Source organism: Arthrobacter sp. PAMC 25486, from assembly GCF_000785535.1.
Taxonomy (GTDB): Bacteria; Actinomycetota; Actinomycetes; order Actinomycetales; family Micrococcaceae; genus Specibacter.
In genome coordinates, this window is record NZ_CP007595.1 from 3878323 (window position 1) to 3896914 (window position 18592).

The window sequence follows — 18592 nt, forward strand, 5'->3', positions numbered from 1 at the left end:
GCGGTTACCCCCGGGTATGGCATTCAGGCTAACGTAGAGACGATGGCGTTTGCCCAAAATTCTTGCCCAATAACAGGAGGATGCTGACGTGGCTGATCTGATTGACACGACGGAAATGTATTTGCGAACCATCCTGGAGTTGGAGGAGGAAAACATTGTTGCCTTGCGGGCGCGCATTGCCGAGCGCCTGCACCATTCCGGGCCCACCGTTTCCCAGACCATCGGTCGGATGGAGCGCGACGGCCTGGTCATCGTCTCAGGTGACCGGCATCTGGAATTGACCCCTACCGGCCGGGACAAGGCCACCAGGGTCATGCGCAAGCACCGCCTGGCCGAACGGCTGCTCGCCGATGTCATCGGCCTGGACTGGGCCTATGTGCATGAGGAGGCCTGCCGCTGGGAGCACGTCATGAGTGAGCGGGTGGAGCAGCGCCTCTTTGAGCTGTTGGGCAAGCCCAACGAGTCCCCGTATGGCAACCCGATCCCCGGGCTGGAAGAGCTCGGCGGCGAGGTGGCCCCTGTCTTTGCGGCGGGGCTCGTGACGCTCGTTGACGCAATGAATACCTATGCTTCAGGCCAAAAGGTGATTATTCACAGGTTGTCCGAGCGCATCCAGGTTGAACCTGAATTGTTGCAGCAGCTGGATGAAGGCGGCTTGCGCCCCGGTGCGCAGATTTCACTGGCCCAAGTGGGCGAGTACATCTCCGTGCGTGTGCCGGGGATCGAGGGGGCGCTGGAGCTGCCCCCGGAGGTCGCTTCACATGTTTTTGTTGCCATGAGTTAGAGTTTCACAGTGCCAACCGCTGAGGTTGACATGGCGTTATTGATGATCTTGGTAACGAAATTGTTACGTTTACCGCTTGTACCGTATAGTAATAACCTGGCGCTGTAACCAAAGCGTTACCATCCTGCGACACCGAACCTTGCCTTCGCAGCATGGACAGTAACCAATGAGGCAGGGGCGGGGGAACCACTTTTGATAGGCAATCCAGCCTGTCTTGGGGTGAAGCCCATCCACAGTACAACTCATTTCTGACGCAATCCGTTGGGTTGCGTCATGACCTGAGCTGTGCCAAAAGCGTGGGCCGGATCAACTGCATGACTCTCTGATCCGAATCCGACAGCTAACTTCGCAGGTGCTTTATAGAGAGGTTTTTTGTGTCAGATGTTAAACAGCGGGGACGCCGCCGTGCGTCGTCGCCAGTAACGCATGATCTTGCTTCCATCCCCGGAAGCCGCCGTGAAGCAATTGCTGCGGAACGTGCAAATGCACCCTCAGGTATTTCCATGGCTCAGCTGCTGCGTGCCGGTGTTGCCAGCGGTGCCGGGCAAAAAGTTGGTGTAGCCATGGCTGCCACCGGCTTGGTCCTGGCCGTCACGCTGCCTTCCGTGCAGGGCGTTGACACCGTTCAAGCCGCCCCGGAAAAGGCCGCCGCCGTTGAGATAGTTGTCACGGCCGGCGCCGAGATCCCCATTACTTTTGCCGCACCCGCCGTCACCAGCGCGTTGAACCCTGACGGTCAGCTCAAGGAGACCCTGAAGGTCAACGCCTCCAACGTCACCCCCCAGGCTTCCAAGGGCACGCTCTCCGGGCCGTTGGAGAACCTGGTGACCAGCTCACCGTTCGGTGGACGCATCAACCCCATCACCGGCCAGATGGGCGAGCAGCACACAGGCCAGGACTTCGCCATTGCCTGCGGCAACCAGGTACTTGCTGCAGCAGGCGGCGTTGTGACGTTCGCCGGCTGGCACCAATACGGCGGAGGCAACCGCGTGGTCGTGGACCACGGCAACGGCCTCTCAACGTCCTACAACCACATGAGCAGCATTGATGTGAAGGTCGGCCAGGAACTCCAGCGCGGGGGCAATGTGGGCCTCAGTGGCACCACGGGAGCCTCCACCGGCTGCCACCTGCACTTTGAAGTCATCGTCAACGACGAGACCGTCGATCCCATGGGCTGGCTTTAATTCCTCCACAGGTCACTTTTAGTTACGACTTAGACACATGACCGTGACCGTAACGTGACATTGGGAAAAATCTGTTGTACCGTCGTAATCGCGCCAACTCGAATAAAGTTGGCGCCCACGAGTAGATTGCCTAGCTCTGCCACTGCTCATGGTCCGTTCGTATCAATCGTCTGGCAGGGGCGGGGGAACCAATAATCGGATCTTGCACCATGTGCAAAGTCCTTGGGGTGAAGCCGCGAAGCGTTTATACTCTCCAAGAGGAAACTCTTGCAGTGTGCCAACGTGGAGCGGCCGGGTGACTCCCATCCGAATCCGACAGCTTACCTCGCAGGCATTGGGAGAGGAAACCTTCTTGGCTTCAAATACTGTCCTCGGGCGCCATCGCGCCGAGGTTGTTAAGACCGGCACGATGTCCACCCTCACGAAGACCGTTAGCTTGAACATCGGTGGAGTTGGACGTCAGGCCGCTGTTATCGCAGCAGCATCTGGACTTGTATTGACATCCGGCATCGCAGCAAATGCAGCTACTCCCACCGTGGAGCGCGCATCTGACGGTGCAACTACGCTGAACCTGAACACGGAACTTGCTTCCGCCATCACGGCAGCATCCACGGTGAAGATTTCGTTCGCCACCCCCGCAATCACCTCCACCCCGGCTCCTGTTGTTGAGGCACCGGCAGTTGTAGAGGTCAAGAGCAACGATGTTGTAGCAGTAGCAGAAGCCCCGGCCGCACCGGCCGCCGCTCTGGAGGCTCCGGCAGCCGCCCCCGTGGCAGCCCCCGAAGCCCCGGTAGAAGCTCCCGCCGCACCCGCACCGGTTGTAGAAGTAGTTCCTGAAGCAGCTCCGGCTCCTGTTGCCCAGAGCGGAATTGGTGCAACCATCGCCAGCGCCGCCTTGGCACAGCTTGGTGTTGCCCAGGATTGCACCGCACTGGTCAGGAACTCCCTGTCGGCTGTTGGAATATCCAACCCAGGCTGGCCTGCTGACTTCCTGCACCTGGGCCGGACAGTATCCGCTGCCGAAGCCCAGCCCGGTGACTTGATTTACTACGCAGACGGTGGCGCGGGCCTTGCCCACATCGCTGTTTACATTGGCAACGGCCAGGCCGTACACGGTGGATGGGACGGCTTCACAACAGCCGTATTCTCCGCCAACGTCGGTTCAGGTCCCGTTTTCATTGCGATGGGTCACTAAAGAACATTTTTACCCAATGAACCCCGTCTACGGACGGGGTTCATTGTTTTAAGCAGCCCGTCCGCTGCTCGTGAGCTGCCGGGGATTCGACGGCTGTGGAGGCGCGTGCCGTGCGAGTGTGGAGGCGCGTCCGGCGCGTTGAGTCCGGCCATCCGCAAGTTCTGACACCGATCCCGCGGTCTGATCCCGCCAATCCCGGAATCCCGGGATCAGAAAGCGGGATCGGTGTCATTTTCGCCGGTGAACCGGGTTCGGCATCGGGAAAGGGCTCCCGCCCAGCGAATGGAGGGTCCAGCGTCGCTAATCCTCGGAACGCGCCCGCGATTCGGCGCCTGTAGCAGTTGCTGGCTCCCGCGTCTGAGCCGAACCGTCTTCGGCACCGTGCCCGTCTCCACGTTCATGCTCGGGTCGCAGAGGCTGGCGGTCGATGCTGGTTGCCAGCGGGATCTCTTTGACGAACAGCAGCAGGATGCCCGCCACGAGCAGCAGCGGCACCATATAGACGAAGATCGGTGTCAGGGCGTCGTTGTAGGCGCCGATGACAATGGTCCGCACCTGCTCGGGCAGTTGACGCACGATTTCAGGGGTGAGCGAATTGATGCCCCCGGTGCCTTGCCCGCCTCCGCTGCCGGCCATGCGTGTGGTGAGGATGTCGGCCAGGCGGTGTGCAAACAAGCTGCCCACGACGGCGGACCCCAGCGACGCGCCGATTTGCCGGAAGTAGTTGTTGGATGCCGTGGCCATGCCCACCTGTGAATTGGGGAACTGGTTTTGCACAATCAACACCAGGATCTGCATCGAGGTGCCCAGCCCGATGCCCATGATGGCCAGATAGGCGCAGATGACCCAGATCGGCATGGTGGGCGTCATGGTCGAGAGCAGCACCAACGCACCGGCCACGATGAACATGCCGGTGATGGGCAGCCACTTGTACCGGCCCGTCCTGCTGACCAGCTGTCCGGAGCCGATCGAGGTTACGAGCAGTCCTGCCATCATGGGGATCATGAGGAAGCCGGCCTGGGTGGCGTTGGCGCCGGTGACCATCTGCAGATAGGTGGGCAGGTAGGCGAGGGTGCCAAACATGGCGATGCCTGTGATCAGCCCGGCAGCAGTGGTCAGGTTGAAGTTGCGATCCTTGAACAGATGCAACGACATGATGGGGTGCGCGGCCTTGTGCTCCACCCAGACAAACAACAGCGCAGCCAGCACAGTGCCCACACCCATGCCAATGATCTGCGGGGAGTTCCAGTCGTACTTCGTCCCGCCCCAGGTGCTGACCAACACCAACAGCGTTGAGGTGATGCCCAGCAACGCCATGCCGGCCACATCCACGCGTGCCTTCACCCGCGGATGGGCAGGCAGCCGCAGGAAGAACACGGCCGAAATGATGGCCAGGATGCCCAGCGGAATGTTCATCCACAGCCCCCAGCGCCAGCCGATCCCGTCGGTGAACCAGCCGCCCAGCAGCGGTCCGGCCACCGACGACAGCGCAAACACGCCGCCCATGATGCCCATGTAGCGGCCACGTTCACGGGCCGGCACGACGTCGGCAATGATGGCCTGTGAGAGCAGCATCAAGCCGCCGCCGCCGAGCCCCTGGACACCGCGGCCAATGATCAGCCACGTCATGTCCTGGGCGAAACCACCAATGATCGATCCGAGAATGAACACCGAAATGGCGCCAATGAACAACCCCTTGCGGCCCATGAGGTCGCCCAACTTGCCATAGATGGGCAGCATGATGGTGGAGGCCAGAATATAGATCGTAATGACCCACAGCATCTCGTTTACGCCGTTCAGCTCGCCAACAATGGTGGGCAGCGCGGTGCTGAAAATGGTCTGGTCGAGCGAGGCGAGCAGCATGGTGAGCATGAGCCCGGCAAACACCAGCAGAATGCTTCGGCGGTCGCTCTCGGTGGGTGGGTGGACTGTTTGAGTGGTTGCGCTCATGACAAATTCCTAGCGCCGGATGGTTTGGAGGCGGCTGTGGGTTCGGTGATGAAGTACGACGGCGTGCTGCCGCAGGCTTGGCCATGCGGCGCCGGCTTGCGCCGGGGGCGCCTCAGCGACGCCGGAAATCAGTGTGTCAAGGCGGGCTTAAGGCCAGTGTTCGTTGGCGGTGATGCGCTTGATGAGCTCGGAGGCGGTGCGGACCAGAACTTCGCGGGAGTCGGTGAAATTTCCCGCCACCCACTTTTGCAGGGCAAAGCGCAGAGCGCCGGAGACCAGGGCCACGATCATGCGGGCCTCGTCCTCAAGGTCCGGGGTGGCCTGGATGCTGCGGCCGTCCCGGCGGAAGCGGTCCATAACGTAGCCCACAAAGAGGTCTTCCGTCTCGCTGATTCTGGCCTTTTCCTTGTCCAGGAGCTCCGGTGTCCGGTGGATGAGCTGGTGCCGGGCCTGGAACAATTCCAGGTTGCTTTCCGCCTCCACGAACGTCCCGGCGATCAAGTCGAACAGGCCGGCAAAAACGCTCGAGCCGCCGCCTGCCACGAACGCCTCGAGTACTTCCCGGCCGGGCAGCGGCTTGCGGGGGCTGATGTAAACGCCTTCCTTGCTGCCGAAATAGTTGAAGAAGGTGCGTGCAGAGACGTCGCTCGCGGCACAGATCAAGTCCACCGTGACGTTTTCATAGCCGTGCTCCAGGCCCAACTCGATAGCAGCGCGGCGGATGGCTAGGCGCGTGGCTGCGCGCTTTCTTTCCCGCAGGGTCTCGCCGGCTGGTGCGGGCGGGGCAGGCATGCCTGACGTTTCGGCGGCCGGTGTTGGCGGCAGGGCCGGTGTTGCCGGGGATGCGGTGACGCTCATTGCGGCTCCAAAGGGTGCAGCGTGTGCCGCATATTTCCTATCGGCACAAACACCAGCATAAGTTCACTTTCTGCAAATATGCAGTGAGTGCACAATTATTTTCCGGTGAACTGCCACCGCCGCTTCATCCAACGCCCCCACGGTCCTTCGCCGCTACGATGGGCACATGACTGAGCATGAACAGCCTCCCCTGCAGGCGCTGATCCTGGCCGGCGGCAAGTCCCGGCGCCTTGGCGGGGTGCCCAAGGCCGGGCTCATGGTGGAGGGCAGGACGCTGCTGGCCCGCACCGTGGATGCTGCGGCACGCGTGCTCGCCGGACAGCTGCAAATGGCGCAGACGCGCGCATCCCGGATGCCAACTGCCCAGGCGGCCACAGCGCAGGGCGGGGGAGGAGTGGAAGGGGGGATCGTCGTCGTGGGTCCCGTGGTCTGCATCGCAGAGTGGCTGGAAGGATCCGCGGCTCGCCAACACGCCACGGCGGTGCAGGAGGACCCGCCGTTTTCGGGCCCTGCGGCCGGCATCGCCGCCGGTCTTGAAGCGCTGGCGGCAACGGCTGGGTACGTGCTGGTCCTGGCATGCGACATGCCGCGGGCAGGGGAAGTGGCGCGGCTTTTGGTGGCGGAATTGGTCAATTGCGCGCCGGGGCAGGGCGTCATGGCGGTGGCCGACGGGCGCAAACAGCCCCTCGCAGCGATCTATCCGCTGGCGGAGCTGCGCAAAGAGGTGGCTGCGGCGCGGGCGGCACACCGGCTGGAGAATGCCTCGGTTTTCTCCTTGGTTGCTAGTGTGAACATGAAAGAATGTGCCGTGCCGTCCGGGCTGGCGGCCGACATTGACACCTGGGAGGACGCCCGCGCGCAGGGTATTGGCGCGGCGCCGACCACCGCGGAAGGACAGCAGTTGGAGAACCACGACGAGCTCTTGCAGGCATGGACGCAAAAGTTGCTGGCGGCATTCGAGCTGGCCGACCTTGACGTCGACATCCACGCGGTGCTGAACCTGGCAGGAGTGGCAGCCCACTCGATCGTGCGCCCCGCTGCACCGCTGACCACCTTTGTGGCCGGCATGGCCGCGGGCATGGCCGCGGGATCGGGCCAGACGGATGAGGCAACGGCCATGAAGGCCGCCCTGAGACTGGCGAAAAAGCTCTCCGCTGCAGAGGCCCCGGTGGCTGCAAGTGCGCCGGAGGGACCGGCTGCAAGTGCGCCAGCTGCTGCGGCGCCGGACGCCGCCGGCGAAGTTCCCGCCGCGGAATAATTCCTCCATGGCTGAACAGGAAAGCAGGCCTGCACCCGGGGTGCCTGGCGTAGTGCCCACCGCCGCGGAGGGGACAGCCGCGCCTGACTCGGCCGAAGCGCCAGCCGCGCCCGGCGCAGCTGGCGAGGTGTCCGGCGTCGTGCTTCCCCACACCTGGGAAGAAGCGCGCGAGATTGCCTGGGATGTGACGTCCCCGCTGCCCGCCCACACGGTTGCGCTGGGCACAGCGTTGGGGCGGATTCTCGCCGCCGACGTGCACTCGCTGCACGCCATGCCGCACTATGCGTCGTCGGCCATGGACGGGTGGGCCGTGGCCGGCAGCCCGCCGTGGATTCTGGCCGAGCCGGGCGCGCGGCTGGCCCCGGGGCAGGCGGTGCCGATCGTGACCGGCGGGCTGATTCCCACCGGTGCGAAGGCTGTTTTGCGCAGTGAATCGGGGCTGTTGTCAACGGATGCGGAAGGCCTGCCGGTTGTAGTCCTTGGCGGTGGCGCGCGCCCCGGCGAACCAAAAAACGGCCAGCACATCCGGCCTGGCGGCCAGGAAGCGTCGGCGCAGGAACTGCTGATCACGGCCGGCACCACCTTGAACCCGGCCCACATTTCCCTCGCGGCCCTGGGCGGGCACGACGAACTACCGGTATTGGGCCGGCCCGCCGTGAAGATTGTTTTGACGGGGGATGAAGTGGTTGCCCAGGGCATCCCCGATCCGGGGTTTGTGCGCGACGCCTTTTCGCCGCAGCTGGGCGCCGTGGTGGGCATGCTTGGCGGCGCTGTTGTGGGCCTGCAGCGGGCGGCGGACAACTTGGCCTCCATGCTCGACGCGCTGGCCGACGACGAGGATGATCCCGCCGACATCGTCATCACGACCGGGGCCACCGGGCATTCCACGGCCGATTTCCTGCGCGAGGCCATCCTGGCCTTGGACGGCACGTTCCATGTTCCGCACATCGCCATGCGGCCAGGACACCCCACGCTGCTGGCCGAACTGCCCGACGGCCGCTTCATTGTTGGCCTGCCCGGCAACCCGTTGGCGGCCATGGTGGGGCTGCTGACACTCGGCGCCCCGCTGCTGGCCAAGATGGGGAGCCTGCCGTGCCCGGAGGTCGGCGAGGTGGCGTGCGGTTCGCCCATCAAGGCGTACCACGGGCCCACGCGGCTCATGCCCTACCGCCTCGTCTACGGCCTGGCCTCGCCGTGCGCCCACACGGATTCGGCCATGATGCGCGGGCTCGCGTCGGCCGACGGCATCATGGTTGTCCCGCCGCACGGGGCAAAAATGGGTGAATCCCTGCCTGCAATTCCGCTGCCGTGGAACTGACGCCCCGGGTGGAGCTGGCGTTCACCTGCCCCGACGGGCGGGAACTGCAGGGCACGCTGTTTCAGGTGCCCGACGGCGTCGAACGGCTGGGCACGGTGGTCATCGGCTGCGCCACCGCCGTGAAGGCCAACTACTACCAGCGCTATGCCGCGTTTTTGGCCACCGCCGGATTCACCGCCATCACCTTCGACTACCGGGGGATCGGGGAGTCCCGGGGCGGATCATTGCGCGGGCAGACGATTCGCTGGTACGAGTGGGGCTCGCTGGACATCGACACGGTGCTCGCTTGGGCTTTTGCGCACGACGGCGGCCTGCCGGTGAATTTCGTGGGCCACAGCTTTGGCGGCTTCGGCGTGGGACTGGCCGAACGTGCAGATTCCCTGGGCCGGATCCTCACCGTCGGTGCCCAGCATGCGTATTGGCGCGACCTCACCCTCCGGCACCAGGCCGGACACTGGGGCCGGGCCGCACTCATGCTGCCGCTAATCCCGATTTTTGGATATTTCCCGGCGAAGCGGCTGGGCCTCATGGAGGACCTGCCCGCCGGCGTGGCCCTTGACTGGGCCCGTTCCCGCAAGGATTTTACGACGGCGGCCCGTGGCCCCCAGCGCACCGCCCTGCTCGCGCACCAGGCTTCCGTGACGGCGCCGATCCTCGCCCTTGCCCCGGACGATGACTCCTACGCAACCCTCCCCGCCATGGAACGCGCCGTCGCCTCCACACCCAACAGTCCGTCCCGGGTCATCCACCTACATCCTGAGGACTACGGCGAAACATCGCTGGGCCACTTCGCCCTGTTCCACAGCCGCTACAAGGACACATTTTGGGAGCAGAGCCTGGCCTGGCTGAAGGGCGGCGACTGGGTTTAGCGGGGACGCGGGTCAGGCTGAGCTGAATCCATTGGGCAGGAACAGGGGGTGCAGGCGGCAAACACCCCCGTTACCTGCTGTTTCAACCCGCCGGGCTGCGGGCAGGACCCCGACTGCCGCTCGGGTGAGTCAGGCGCTAACTGTTGGGGACAGCGGAACTGGTGTGCCGCCGTCGTGCGCGTCATCTGGAACAGCGGCGGCGAGCTCCCGGGCCCGGTCCCTGGATGGCAGCCAGAACGCTGAGATGGTCGCGAGCACCAGGACCGCGGCACCCACAAAGATCGCGGGGATGGCGGCGTCAACATAGCCGGTGGGTGTGAGCTGCCCGCCCGCGCCGGTGAACACGGCGGTCAGGACGGCGACGCCCAAGGCAACGCCGACTTCACGCAAGGTGGCATTGGCGCCGGACGCCTTGGCATGGTCGTCCTGGTGCATGTTGGCGAGAATGGCCGTGGACATGGGGGCGAAGACCAGGCCCATGCCGATGCCGGCGGCCAGGAATCCGGGAATCATCATGGGGTAGGAGACGGTGGCGCTGAGGGCCGCGGCGAGCCAGAACATGCCGGCGGTCAGCAGGGCCAGGCCGGTGAGCATGAGCGTGCGGGTGCCCAGACGCGGTGCAAGCAGGCCGGCCAGCGGCGCCACGACCATGGGGGCCAGGGTCCACGGCATGGTCAGGACGCCGGCCTCGAGCGGACTGTAGCCCTGGACCACCTGCAGGAACTGGATCAGGATGAACACCGAGCCGAAGATCCCGAAGCTGAACGTGAGTCCCACGATGTTGGCAACGGTGAAGCTGCGGTCGCGGAACAGGCGCAGGGGCAGCAGCGGTGCCTGTGTGCGGGACTCCCAGAGGACGAACGCCACCAACAGGACGCTGCCGCCGATCAAGGTGAACAAGACCTGCGGGCTGGTCCAGCCAGCCGTGTTGCCGCGCACGATGCCGAATACTAGTCCGAGCAGGCCGAGCCCTGAGAGCGTCAGGCCGATGACGTCGGTCCGCACGCGGGCGCCGAAGCTGTTGGGCAGGCCGAGCAATACCAGGGGAACGGCGATGATGCCGAGCGGGACGTTGAGCCAGAAGATGGCTTCCCAGTTCCAGCCCTCCACGACGGCCCCGCCAACCAGCGGTCCCAGGGCTACGCCGAGCCCGGAGACGCCGCCCCAAATGCCGATGGCCAGCGGGCGCCGCGCCCGGCTGACCGATCCGGCCAGTAGTGTGAGGGACAGTGGCATGATGGCGGCAGCTCCGATTCCCTGGACGGCGCGGGCGGCGATGAGTTGCGTGGGGTCGTGGCTCAGGGCGGCTGCGGCGGAGGCGAGCGTGAAGACGGTGAGCCCGGCCAGGAAGACGCGGCGCCTCCCGAGCCTGTCGCCGAGCCCCACGGCCAGCAGCATGAACGTGGCGAACGCCAGGGCGTAAGCGTTGACCACCCACTGCAGTTCCTCGACGCCGGCGCCCAGCTTTTCGTGGATGACCGGCAGGGCGTTGGTAACCACCAAGTTGTCCAGGGTGGCCATGAAGACAGGCAGGGACGCGGCCGCAATGGCCAGCCAGGCGGGGATGTGGCGTTTCATGGGCTTCGATTCTTGAGGGAGCTGCTTCGCCAAGTAATTGCTTGATTACTTAAAAATCCCCGGTAGTTATCAGCTGATAACATGTCAAGCATGGATACGAACTCAGCTCTGGACCCTGCCGCCCGGCTGGTGCGCATGCCTGCGCAGGAGCGCCGCGAGCTGATCCTGGAAGCCGCCACGGCCGTGTTTGCCGAGCGAGGCTACGCCGGTGCCACCACGGCGCAGGTCGCGAAGGCCGCCGACATCAGCCAGCCCTACGTGGTGCGGATGTTCGGCACCAAGGAGAAGCTGTTCCTTGAGGCGCTCGACCGGGCCCTGGGCAAACTGCTGGACAGCTTCCGTTCCGTGATCGCTGATTACGACGCCGGACGGCTCGCCGAGAAGGTGGCCGCGCTCGGCCCTGCGCCGGGACTGTCCTTGGGTGCCGCGCGGCAGGCGCATCTGAAGTCGTTGATGTCTTTCGCCTATGCGGACCTGATCCAGGACCGCGGCATCCTGTTGATGATGATGCAGTCGTTCATCGCCGGGCACGAACCCGTGATCGGCGCCCGCGCCCGGGAGGGCTTCGTGGGCATTTATCGGCTGCTGCGCGACGAGGCCGGCATGGGCGAGGAAACCACACGCGACTTCCTGGCGCACGGCATGCTCATGAACACGCTCATCAGCCTGCGCCTGACGGACCTTTACGGCCAGGATGCCGCCGTCGGTGAACTGCTCGAGTGCACCATGGGCGCCAAACTGCCCCTGCTCCTGGCCCACGAGCCGTTGGCCTGAGCCGGGTTGGCGTGGCCGCGAGCGGGGTGGAAGCCGGGTTGGATCAGGCTACGGGCTCCAATCGGATGACAACCGACTTGGAGGTTGGTGTTCCGCTGACATCGGCCTTGGAGTCCAGTGGGACCAGGACGTTGGTTTCCGGGTAGTACGCGGCGGCGCAGCCCACGGGGGTGGAGTAGGCCACGACGCGGAAGTTGGGCGCGCGGCGGTCCACGCCGTCCTTCCATTCGGAGACCAGATCCACCATGGTGCCGTCGGGGATGCCGAAGGAGTCCAGGTCCTTTTGGTTGACGAAGACCACGCGGCGACCATTCTTGATGCCGCGGTAGCGGTCGTCCTTGCCGTAGATGGTGGTGTTGTACTGGTCGTGGGACCGCAGCGTCTGCAGCAGCAAACGTCCCTCGGGCACCTTTGGGTATTCCAACTCGTTGGCCGTGAAGTGGGCCAGCCCGGAATCCGTGGTGAACGTGCGGGAGTCCCTGGGCCCGTGCGGCAGGACGAAGCCGCCGGGCTTGTCGATCTTCGCCTCGAACTCCTCAAATCCCGGAACTACCGCGGCGATGTGGGAGCGGATCAGGCTGTAGTCGCCGGCCAGGGCATCCCAGTCGGCGGCGGGGGCACCTGGGCGGGTGCCGCCGTCGTCCGTTTCAAACAACAGCTTGGCCAGGCGGCACACAATGGCCACCTCGGAGAGCAAATTGTCCGACGCCGGGGCGAGCCGCCCGCGCGAGGCATGCACGGCGCTCATGGAATCCTCGACCGTGACGCGCTGGTCACCGGTGGCCTGGCTGTCGCGTTCGGTGCGGCCGAGGGTGGGCAGGATGAGTGCCGAGCGCCCTGTCACGAGGTGCGATTTGTTCAGCTTGGTGGAGATCTGCGCTGTCAACGACAGCTTGTTCAGGGCCGCCTCCGTGACGTTCGAGTCCGGGGTGGCGCGGACAAAGTTGCCTCCCATGCCCAGGAACACGCCCGCTTTGCCGTCCCGCATGGCCTCGATCGCGGCGACCGTGTCGAAGCCGTCGGGGCGCGGGGAGGCGAAGGAGAACTCGGCATCCAGGGCGTCGTGGAAGGCGGCCGGCATGCGTTCAAAGATGCCCATGGTGCGGTCGCCCTGGACGTTGGAGTGGCCGCGGACCGGGCAGACGCCGGCGCCGGGCTTGCCGATGTTGCCCTGCAGCAGCAGCACGTTGACGATGTCGCGCAGCATGGCCACCGAGTGCTTGTGCTGTGTCAGGCCCATGGCCCAGCAGACGACAGTGGCCTTGGATGCAAGAAGGCGTTCGCCGGTGGCCCGGATCTGCGCCTGGGTTAGTCCGGAGCCGGTGACAATGTCATCCCAGCTGATGTGGTCCAGCTGTGCTAAATACTCTTCGAGGCCTGTGGTGTGGCCGTCGATGAACGCGCTGTCAAAGACGCGGCCGGCATGCGGGGAGCCGGGGCGGCGCTGCTCTTCGAGCAGGAATTTTCCGAGGCCCTGGAACAGCGCCTGGTCGCCGCCGAGCTTGATTTGCAGGAAATCGTCGGCGAGAGCCGTGCCGCCGCCCACGAGTCCGCGGATGGTCTGCGGGTTCTCAAAGCGCATCAGCCCGGCCTCGGGCAGCGGGTTGATCCCCACGATCACGGCCCCGTTTTTCTTCGCCTTCTCCAGGGCGGTGAGCATGCGGGGATGGTTGGTGCCGGGGTTCTGCCCGGCGATCAGGATCAGTTCCGAGCCGTAAATGTCCTCGAGCGACACCGAGCCCTTGCCGATGCCGATGGTCTCGGTCAGCGCCGAGCCGCTCGACTCGTGGCACATGTTGGAACAGTCGGGCAGGTTGTTCGTGCCCAGCCCGCGCACCATGAGCTGGTACAGGAACGCCGCCTCGTTGGACGTGCGGCCAGAGGTGTAGAAGATCGCCTCCTTGGGGTCCTTGAGAGCCTTGAGCTCGTCCGCCAGAATCCCCAGCGCACGTTCCCACGTCACCGGTACGTAATGGTCGCTGCCGTCGGCCAGGTACATGGGATCGGTCAGGCGGCCCTGCTGGCCGAGGCGGTAGTCGTCCCATTCGCGCAGCTCGTTGACGCTGTGTTCTGCAAAGAACGACGGCGGCACGCGCCTTTTGGTGGCTTCCTCGGCGACAGCCTTGGCACCGTTTTCGCAGAACTCTGCCTTGTGCCGCTTGTCGGATTCCGGCCAGGCACAGCCCATGCAGTCAAAGCCGTCTTTCTGGTTGATCTGCAGCAGGGTTTGGGCTGACCGCAGCGGTCCCATCTGCTTGAGTGCGACCTCCATGGCGTGCACGATGCCGGGAATCCCCACCGCCTTTTTCTGCACACTGCCAACGGAGAGCTGCTGCTCATCAATGTTTTCCTGTGGCGCCTTGCCAGCCATGATGGGTCCCTTCATCGTGGAGCATCTAGTCTGATCTTAGACGCTTTAGTTTTTTGGAGGATTTCATGGGACGACTCATTCGCAGGGTCAAGGCCACCAGGATTGATGTGGGTGGGGACCGCAGGGTTGTGCGCGAGGAGGCATTGGCGGTGGAGGAACCCCTGGAAATACGGCTGGGGCACGATTCCTTCACCGTCACGATGCGCACGCCCGGCGACGACTTCGACCTCGTGGCGGGTTTTCTGCTCTCGGAGGGCCTCATCTTTGAACCCGAGCAGCTGATTTCCCTGCGCTTTTGCGCGGGGGAGGATGAAAACGGGCAGCAGACCTTCAACGTGGTTGAGGCGCAGCTGCGCCCGGATGTGGCGATGCCGCTACCGGCCGCCCAGCGCCATGTCACCACCTCCAGCGCCTGTGGGATTTGCGGCACCGCCTCCATTGACGCCGTGCACAAGGCCTCCCACTTTGCCATCGCCGCCCCTTTGCAGGAGGTCTTGATTTCCGCTGCAGTGCTGGCGGCGTTGCCCGACACCCTGCGAGAGCAGCAAAAGCTCTTTAGCAAGACCGGCGGGGTCCATGCGGCGGGCCTGTTTGCCCCGGACGGCGAACTGCTGATGCTGCGGGAGGACGTGGGACGGCACAACGCCGTGGACAAGGTCGTCGGTGCCTCATTCCGGGAGCGGCGGCTGCCCCTGGCCAACACGGTCCTGCAGGTTTCCGGGCGGGCCTCTTTCGAGCTCGTTCAAAAGGCCGCGATGGCAGGGGTGCCGATGCTCGCGGCCGTGAGTGCGCCGTCGTCCCTGGCCGTTGAACTGGCGGACACCGCAGGAATCACCTTGGTGGGCTTCAGCAGGGGTGAAACCCTGAACATTTACACCCACCCGGGCCGAGTCGCCTAGCCTCTCCCGTCCCAACGCGGCAGCACCGTCTGGGGTGTTTTTCTCGACGCGGCAGCACCGTCTGGGGTGTTTTGGTGAACGCGGCATCAGCTTCCGGAAACAAAACCGGAAGCGATGGTCGGATCAATCACGGCCCGCCGCAATGCACTTTTTATGCGACGGACGGCATCCTGAAAACCGTCGCTGACGTCGGGCTCGGTAAACTTCAGCACCGTCCAGCCGGCCGCCTCGAAGGCCCGGTCCCGGCGCCCGTCCTTGCGGCGCTGCACCTCATCGAGATGATGGGCGCCGTCGTACTGGAGAGCGATGCGCCGGGAACGATAACCGGCATCGGCCGACGGCGAGTTGGGACGGTTATGGAGATTCAGCTGCAGCTCGGGTTCGGGCAAATTGGCATCGGCCATGGCCAGGCGCAGTAGGGTCTCCGGTGGCGAATCTGCGCCGACACGCATCAGATCAAGGGCCTCGCGGGCACGAATGATGCCCTGCATATTCCTATGCGAACCCACCATCCTGTGCAGGGAATCAAGTGTGGCGAAGGGTTCGCTGCGGTCCTCATACTCCTGCCGGGGGATTCGGATCAGCTGGTCGCCCATGCATACCAAATCGCGCAGCGGCAGGATGCGGGCAAGGTCCAGCCACGTCCGTGCTTTCGAGCTCGTTCGCAGGTCGCCAACGGTTTCCACTTCATCTCGCAAGGCAATGACATTATGCGGTGTGATGCCCTTTCTGCGCATTTGGGCCAACTTCCGTGGTGTGCTCAGATGCAGTTCGTCGGAGTTGGCCAACCATGGCGGCAGGACGAGCCCATGCAGTCGTGCGGCTGTGGAATGCGAGATCCAGGCACCTGGTGACGCCGCGGAGAGTGCGCGTGCAGCCTCATGCAGGTCAAATTCCCACTCGGCCGGGCGGTAGAGGGATTGGCTGACATGGGCCACCTGTTTGGATCTCAGCTGATCCGGTGAAAGGCCCCTGTTGAGAGCCTCCTGGTAAGTGAAGGGGGCGTTCATCCTGGGGAGTTCGTCCTTGGGCTCCATGCATTAAATTGTGACCCAAAGTCAGAATTCCTGCAGAAGTTATCCACAGGTGCTGCCGCGTCAAGAGATATGCCCCGGAAGGTGCTGCCGCGTCAGGAAAAACGCCCCAGAAGGTGCTGCCGCGTCAGGAAAAACGCCCCAGAAGGTGCTGCCGCGTCTGAAGGGGGCTAGGTTTCGTGGAGGAGGCGGCGGACAAAGGCCTGGGTGCGTTCTTCCTTGGGGTTGCGCAGCACCTGGCTGGCCGGTCCGCGTTCCACCACGACGCCGCCGGCCATGAACACCACTTCATCCGCGGTCTGCCGGGCGAAGGCCAGCTCGTGCGTGACGATGACCATGGTCCATCCCTCGTCGGCAAGCTCGTTGATGACGGTCAAAACATCGTCCACCAGTTCAGGGTCAAGCGACGAGGTCGGCTCGTCAAACAACAGCAGCTGCGGCTTCAGGGCCAACGCCCGAACAATGCCCACCCGCTGCTGCTGCCCGCCGGAAAGCTCAAAGGGGTGGGAGTCGCGCTTGTCGGCCAGGCCAACCCGCGCCAGCAGCGCCTCCGCTTCCGCCACCACCTCGGCGCGCGGCCGCTTTTGCACCTGGACGGGCCCCTCAATGACGTTTTGCAGCACCGTCATGTGCGGAAACAAGTTGTAGTGCTGGAACACCATGGCGCTGCGGTCGCGCAGCGCGGCCACCTCCCCTGCCCGGACTTTCTTGGGCGCGGAGGCGACGTTGAAGTCCACGGTCAGGGCGGGAAGCCCTGACACATCGGAGGCACCCACGGTGACGGATCCGGCGTCGGGCATTTCAAGGCCGTTCAGGGAACGCAGGACGGTGGTCTTGCCGGAACCGGACGGGCCAATCAGCGCCACGACCTTGCCGCGGGGGACGTCGAGGTCTATGCCGCGCAGGACCTTGTTACTGCCGAAGGACTTCGACAGGCCCCGGACCTGGAGGACTGAATCAGTGGGCGACATAGCGGTCCAACCTCTTTTCAACGCGGGTCTGGGCAGTGGACAGGGCCAGGCAGATGACCCAGTAAATCAGGGCCGCCTCAAGATAGAGCAGCATGAACTCCTGGCTGAACGCGGCCACCTGCTGCGCCACCCGGAACATCTCGGTGACAAGGATCAGGGACGCCAGGGACGTGTCCTTCACCAGCGAGATGAACGTGTTGGACAGCGGTGGGACGGATACCCGGGCGGCCTGGGGCAGGATGATCCGCAGCAGCGTCTGGTTGCGGTTCATGCCGATCATGTGACCGGCCTCCCACTGGCCCTGCGGCACGGAGAGGATGGCGGCACGGATGACCTCCGCCGCGTAGCCGCCCACATTGAGGGAGAAGGCGATGATGGCACTGGGCCAGGGATCGATTTTGACTCCCACCGCGGGCAGCCCGTAAAAGATCACGAACAGCTGCACCAGCAAGGGCGTGCCGCGGATGATCGAGATATATACCCGGCCCACGCCGCTGGCCAGCTTGTTGGAGCTGATGCGCATGACGGCGATGACCAGGGCGATCGCCAGGCCGAGTGCGAACGCCGCCAGGGTGAGCGGGATGGTGCCCTTGATTGCGCCGAGCAGCAGCGGGCCCAGGGAACTCCAAAACAAGTCAAAGTCCATGTGTGAACTCTAGCCCCCGATCCGGTCGCTGTCCGAGCAGCCCGGCCGCAGCCGGATTACTTGCTGAAGTCTTCGTCAAAGTACTTTTCACTGAGCTTGGTCAAGGTGCCGTCAGCGGCCAGGTCCTTCAACGCGGTGTCGACAGCGTCCGTCAACGCGGTTGAACCCTTGCGGAACGCGAAGGCCGAGTCCGAGGATTCCGTGGTGGTGGCAGCAATTTTCAACCCCGAGTCGGTGTTGGTCTTCAGATAGTCAACGACGGTGAGCTTGTCGTTGACAATCGCATCCACGCGGCCGTCCTTCAAGAGCGAGACTGACTGGGCCCAGCCCTCAACGGACTCCACCTTGGCGCCGCTGTCAGTTGCCAGCGTGTACCAGTTGCTGGTCAGTGACTGTGCGGTGGTCTTACCCTTGAGGTCCGCGATGCTGGAGATGTCGGTATTGTCGGCCTTCGTCACGACCACACCGCGGGACACCGTGTAGGGGGTGGACAGGCTGTACTTTTCCTGCCGGGTGGGGTTGATGGTCACCTGATTGGCGACCGCGTCGAAACGCTGGGCCTCGAGCCCGGCAAAGATGGAATCGAACTGGGTTTCCTCAAACTTGGCCTTCACCCCGAGCCTGTCCGCGACAGCCTTGGCCACCTCAACGTCGTAGCCGGTCAGCGCCCCGGCGCCGCCTTCGTGGAAGCTGAACGGCTTGTAGGTGCCCTCGGTGGCGAAAACGATTTCCCCGGCGTCCTTGACGCTGCTCAAGGAGGTGTCCCCGCCCGACGCCGGGCTGCCGCCACTGCCGCTGTCCCCGCCTGTTCCGGCGCCGCAGGCGGCCAGGGCCAATGAGGCTGCTGCGAGTATGCCAACGAGTCCAAGGCTGCGACGGTTCATGGTGGGGTTCCTTTGTTTC

At 64.3% G+C, this 18592-nt stretch carries 16 protein-coding genes and 2 riboswitches; of the genes, 8 read left to right on the top strand and 8 right to left on the bottom strand.

The window, feature by feature from the left end; translation table 11 throughout:
• Positions 1–88 precede the first annotated feature (88 nt).
• The 3 genes from art_RS17555 (at position 89) to art_RS17565 (ending at position 3163) form a co-directional block, all read left to right on the top strand.
• Positions 89–784, top strand: a complete 696-nt coding sequence (locus tag art_RS17555) for a metal-dependent transcriptional regulator (protein ID WP_038466930.1) — start codon at positions 89–91, stop codon at positions 782–784.
• Positions 785–904: 120 nt separating this feature from the next.
• Positions 905–1156, top strand: a riboswitch (cyclic di-AMP (ydaO/yuaA leader).
• Positions 1157–1287: 131 nt separating this feature from the next.
• Positions 1288–1968, top strand: coding sequence for a M23 family metallopeptidase (locus art_RS21260; protein WP_082000401.1), 681 nt, complete (start codon positions 1288–1290; stop codon positions 1966–1968).
• A 150-nt stretch (positions 1969–2118) separates the two neighbouring features.
• Positions 2119–2316: riboswitch (cyclic di-AMP (ydaO/yuaA leader) on the top strand.
• Between the two features lie 61 nt (positions 2317–2377).
• On the top strand, positions 2378–3163 hold the full coding sequence (locus art_RS17565; RefSeq protein WP_052137003.1) for an NlpC/P60 family protein: 786 nt from the start codon (positions 2378–2380) through the stop codon (positions 3161–3163).
• A gap of 300 nt (positions 3164–3463) precedes the next feature.
• On the opposite strand, the gene art_RS17570 is transcribed toward art_RS17565, so the two are convergent.
• Entirely contained in the window at positions 3464–5113 is a 1650-nt protein-coding gene (locus art_RS17570; RefSeq protein WP_082000402.1) for an MDR family MFS transporter, read from the bottom strand.
• Positions 5114–5260: 147 nt separating this feature from the next.
• On the bottom strand, positions 5261–5971 hold the full coding sequence (locus tag art_RS21265) for a TetR/AcrR family transcriptional regulator (protein ID WP_052136729.1): 711 nt from the start codon (positions 5969–5971) through the stop codon (positions 5261–5263).
• A gap of 166 nt (positions 5972–6137) precedes the next feature.
• On the opposite strand from art_RS21265, the gene art_RS17580 reads away from it, so the two are divergent.
• The 3 genes from art_RS17580 to art_RS17590 are packed head-to-tail and all read left to right on the top strand — an operon-like array spanning position 6138 to position 9416.
• Positions 6138–7229, top strand: a complete 1092-nt coding sequence (locus art_RS17580; protein WP_052136730.1) for an NTP transferase domain-containing protein — start codon at positions 6138–6140, stop codon at positions 7227–7229.
• 7 nt (positions 7230–7236) lie between these two features.
• On the top strand, positions 7237–8547 hold the full coding sequence (locus art_RS17585) for a molybdopterin molybdotransferase MoeA (protein ID WP_082000590.1): 1311 nt from the start codon (positions 7237–7239) through the stop codon (positions 8545–8547).
• On the top strand, positions 8538–9416 hold the full coding sequence (locus art_RS17590) for an alpha/beta fold hydrolase (protein ID WP_038466934.1): 879 nt from the start codon (positions 8538–8540) through the stop codon (positions 9414–9416). Before art_RS17585 ends, art_RS17590 begins: the two co-directional genes overlap by 10 nt.
• A 129-nt stretch (positions 9417–9545) precedes the next feature.
• Here art_RS17590 and art_RS17595 read toward each other — a convergent pair whose 3' ends face one another.
• Positions 9546–10994, bottom strand: a complete 1449-nt coding sequence (locus art_RS17595) for an MFS transporter (RefSeq protein WP_052136732.1) — start codon at positions 10992–10994, stop codon at positions 9546–9548.
• Between the two features lie 90 nt (positions 10995–11084).
• On the opposite strand from art_RS17595, the gene art_RS17600 reads away from it, so the two are divergent.
• Positions 11085–11768, top strand: a complete 684-nt coding sequence (locus tag art_RS17600; protein WP_157875341.1) for a TetR/AcrR family transcriptional regulator — start codon at positions 11085–11087, stop codon at positions 11766–11768.
• Between the two features lie 43 nt (positions 11769–11811).
• Here art_RS17600 and art_RS17605 read toward each other — a convergent pair whose 3' ends face one another.
• Positions 11812–14139, bottom strand: coding sequence for an FdhF/YdeP family oxidoreductase (locus art_RS17605; RefSeq protein WP_038466937.1), 2328 nt, complete (start codon positions 14137–14139; stop codon positions 11812–11814).
• A gap of 65 nt (positions 14140–14204) precedes the next feature.
• On the opposite strand from art_RS17605, the gene fdhD reads away from it, so the two are divergent.
• Positions 14205–15038 carry a formate dehydrogenase accessory sulfurtransferase FdhD gene (fdhD, locus tag art_RS17610; RefSeq protein WP_038466939.1) on the top strand — a complete coding sequence of 278 codons (834 nt, stop codon included), beginning with the start codon at positions 14205–14207 and terminating at the stop codon, positions 15036–15038.
• Between the two features lie 86 nt (positions 15039–15124).
• Here the strand turns inward: fdhD and art_RS17615 are convergent, their stop codons facing one another.
• The 4 genes from art_RS17615 to art_RS17630 form a co-directional block, all read right to left on the bottom strand.
• Positions 15125–16075, bottom strand: coding sequence for a DUF559 domain-containing protein (locus art_RS17615; protein WP_038466942.1), 951 nt, complete (start codon positions 16073–16075; stop codon positions 15125–15127).
• Positions 16076–16242: 167 nt separating this feature from the next.
• The gene (locus tag art_RS17620) at positions 16243–17043 is read right to left on the bottom strand and encodes an amino acid ABC transporter ATP-binding protein (protein WP_038466945.1); all 801 of its coding nucleotides are present in this window, start codon (positions 17041–17043) and stop codon (positions 16243–16245) included.
• Positions 17030–17689, bottom strand: coding sequence for an amino acid ABC transporter permease (locus tag art_RS17625; protein ID WP_038466949.1), 660 nt, complete (start codon positions 17687–17689; stop codon positions 17030–17032). Before art_RS17625 ends, art_RS17620 begins: the two co-directional genes overlap by 14 nt.
• Before the next feature lie 56 nt (positions 17690–17745).
• Positions 17746–18573 (bottom strand): amino acid ABC transporter substrate-binding protein, encoded by an 828-nt coding sequence (locus tag art_RS17630; RefSeq protein WP_038466952.1) that lies wholly within the window; start codon positions 18571–18573, stop codon positions 17746–17748.
• Positions 18574–18592 lie beyond the last annotated feature (19 nt).

What these genes read in the sequence shown, in the direction of transcription:
- art_RS17600 (WP_157875341.1), top strand. Translation starts at nt 11,085, where the DNA reads ATGGATACGAACTCAGCTCTGGACCCTGCCGCCCGGCTGGTGCGCATG.
- art_RS21260 (WP_082000401.1), top strand. Translation starts at nt 1,288, where the DNA reads ATGGCTCAGCTGCTGCGTGCCGGTGTTGCCAGCGGTGCCGGGCAAAAA.
- art_RS17580 (WP_052136730.1), top strand. Translation starts at nt 6,138, where the DNA reads ATGACTGAGCATGAACAGCCTCCCCTGCAGGCGCTGATCCTGGCCGGC.
- art_RS17570 (WP_082000402.1), bottom strand. Translation starts at nt 5,113, where the DNA reads ATGAGCGCAACCACTCAAACAGTCCACCCACCCACCGAGAGCGACCGC.
- art_RS17625 (WP_038466949.1), bottom strand. Translation starts at nt 17,689, where the DNA reads ATGGACTTTGACTTGTTTTGGAGTTCCCTGGGCCCGCTGCTGCTCGGC.
- art_RS17620 (WP_038466945.1), bottom strand. Translation starts at nt 17,043, where the DNA reads ATGTCGCCCACTGATTCAGTCCTCCAGGTCCGGGGCCTGTCGAAGTCC.
- art_RS17565 (WP_052137003.1), top strand. Translation starts at nt 2,378, where the DNA reads ATGTCCACCCTCACGAAGACCGTTAGCTTGAACATCGGTGGAGTTGGA.
- art_RS17595 (WP_052136732.1), bottom strand. Translation starts at nt 10,994, where the DNA reads ATGAAACGCCACATCCCCGCCTGGCTGGCCATTGCGGCCGCGTCCCTG.
- art_RS17615 (WP_038466942.1), bottom strand. Translation starts at nt 16,075, where the DNA reads ATGGAGCCCAAGGACGAACTCCCCAGGATGAACGCCCCCTTCACTTAC.
- art_RS17585 (WP_082000590.1), top strand. Translation starts at nt 7,237, where the DNA reads ATGGCTGAACAGGAAAGCAGGCCTGCACCCGGGGTGCCTGGCGTAGTG.
- fdhD (WP_038466939.1), top strand. Translation starts at nt 14,205, where the DNA reads ATGGGACGACTCATTCGCAGGGTCAAGGCCACCAGGATTGATGTGGGT.
- art_RS17605 (WP_038466937.1), bottom strand. Translation starts at nt 14,139, where the DNA reads ATGGCTGGCAAGGCGCCACAGGAAAACATTGATGAGCAGCAGCTCTCC.
- art_RS21265 (WP_052136729.1), bottom strand. Translation starts at nt 5,971, where the DNA reads ATGAGCGTCACCGCATCCCCGGCAACACCGGCCCTGCCGCCAACACCG.
- art_RS17630 (WP_038466952.1), bottom strand. Translation starts at nt 18,573, where the DNA reads ATGAACCGTCGCAGCCTTGGACTCGTTGGCATACTCGCAGCAGCCTCA.